This is a genomic window from Paenibacillus sp. E194 (assembly GCF_000935845.1).
GTDB lineage: Bacteria > Bacillota > Bacilli > Paenibacillales > Paenibacillaceae > Paenibacillus_B > Paenibacillus_B alvei_B.
This window is the reverse complement of the sequence record NZ_JMDX01000466.1, coordinates 1-1,726: the sequence shown is the minus strand read 5'-3', so window position 1 is coordinate 1,726 and position 1,726 is coordinate 1. Positions and strand designations below refer to the sequence as shown.

Here is a 1,726-nt window from a genome sequence, read left to right as displayed (position 1 = left end):
CACTTGAGAAGAATGGTTTGCTTGCCAGCTTAGAGGACGTTGCGAATCAGGTAAAAAAACAAAAATCGGTGATACAATAGAAATTAAGACATGGGGAAATATCGATTCGGATCTTGATTATGATGCTGACAGCCTTACCGAGGAAAAAGGCATAGCACTTAGAAAATCTGCGGATAGTGTGGATCATTCATCACTAACATCTGCGAATTCTCACGGCGAACTGAAAAGTACAGATACGGGTGAAGACGGCTCCCCCAATATCATCAGGCCAATCCAGCGCCAATGACTGAGGATGAAAAACAAAAAGAGCGCGATTTTCGCAAAAAACTGAATCGTGCCGCAAGGGATTTGGTGTCCAATACGATTCATGAAAAGGTGAAGCTTATCGTTCACCGACCAGACTACACGCTAGAAGATCAGCACGATTACGATCGTCTCAGCAGAGGACTCATGCCAATCGTGAGGGAAATTGCCAGAAAGACACTCCCGCTGCTGGAGCATGAGGTGTCTTCCGAATATACAAGGAATCGTTACTATGGAAGCAAGTTTCAGGCTGATAGTGTGGCTTACAGGGATTATCGATATTTTGCCAAAAAACGTCCTCCATCTGAGTCCCCTTCACTAGTGGTTGGCCTCAGGATTGACGAATCCGCATCGATGTCTGCGTTTGGCAGATTGGAGGCAGCAAAGCAAGCGGTGATTGCAGTCTATGAATTTTGTCAGATTTGCCAGATCCCCATACTCATCTACGGCGACACGGCTGATGTTTCCAGGATGGAGCAAATGTCGATCTTTGCTTACACCGACTTGGAGAAACCAGATCCAAGCGACCGATTCAGACTCATGAACATCCAGGCCAGAAGTAATAATCGCGATGGAATGGCGCTGCGGATGATGGCGGAACGGTTAGCCGTGTCACCACAACAAACCAAGCTGCTCATTAGCATTAGTGATGGACAGCCCAAAGCAATGGACGATTACACAGGAGCTTATGCAGTGAATGACATGCAGCAAACAATAGAGGAATATGAGCGAAAAGGTGTTCGATTCCTTGCAGCTGCAGTCGGTCAAGACAAGGATATCATTCATGCCATCTACGGGAATGACCGTTTTTTGGATATTACAAATTTGTATGAGCTGCCTGCAAAGTTAGTTCGTATTATCGCCAGATATATATGATTTTCACCTCACTCTGCATACTTGAAAAGGAGAACAAACAACATGGATATGAACAAGCGCAAGGAGCTTATTGAAGCTTATAAACAGATCAAGACTTACATGGGGGTTGTCCAAATTACGAACACCGTCAACGGAAAAATCTATATTGACAGCTATCCCAATTTGAAAAATAAATGGCTTACGCTGCAAATGCAGTTGGACATGGGCAGATTTGCAAATGCTCAGCTCCAGAAGGATTGGAAGGAATTCGGATCTAGTGCCTTCACCTATGAGATTCTGGAGCAGAAGGAAACCGATAAGGTGACCGACATTCGCTGGGAAGTGAAGCAAATCATAAAGCCATGGCTTGAAAAGTTGCAGCCCTATGGAGATAAAGGGTATAACAAGCCACCTAAGGAATAAGTTGTTGGGGTTAATTGCAAGAATTGGCGGGGAGGCTTCCCCGCCCTTTCTCTTTAGCTAGCCAGAAACGAATTAACTCATACAACACCCGTTTCCTAGCAAGTGTCTCTTGCCACCTCTTGTTCCTGTTTTTACACAGTGGATT

Annotated in this window: 2 protein-coding genes; both read left to right on the top strand. The window is 45.0% G+C overall.

Annotated features, from left to right (window positions below; all coding sequences use genetic code 11):
- Positions 1 to 282: 282 nt before the first annotated feature.
- Positions 283 to 1,179 carry a vWA domain-containing protein gene (locus AZ66_RS28935; RefSeq protein ID WP_231587098.1) on the top strand — a complete coding sequence of 299 codons (897 nt, stop codon included), beginning with the start codon at positions 283 to 285 and terminating at the stop codon, positions 1,177 to 1,179.
- Between the two features lie 42 nt (positions 1,180 to 1,221).
- Positions 1,222 to 1,581 (top strand): GIY-YIG nuclease family protein, encoded by a 360-nt coding sequence (locus AZ66_RS28930; RefSeq protein ID WP_021259871.1) that lies wholly within the window; start codon positions 1,222 to 1,224, stop codon positions 1,579 to 1,581.
- Positions 1,582 to 1,726 lie beyond the last annotated feature (145 nt).

What these genes read in the sequence shown, in the direction of transcription:
- AZ66_RS28935 (WP_231587098.1), top strand. Translation starts at nt 283, where the DNA reads ATGACTGAGGATGAAAAACAAAAAGAGCGCGATTTTCGCAAAAAACTG.
- AZ66_RS28930 (WP_021259871.1), top strand. Translation starts at nt 1,222, where the DNA reads ATGGATATGAACAAGCGCAAGGAGCTTATTGAAGCTTATAAACAGATC.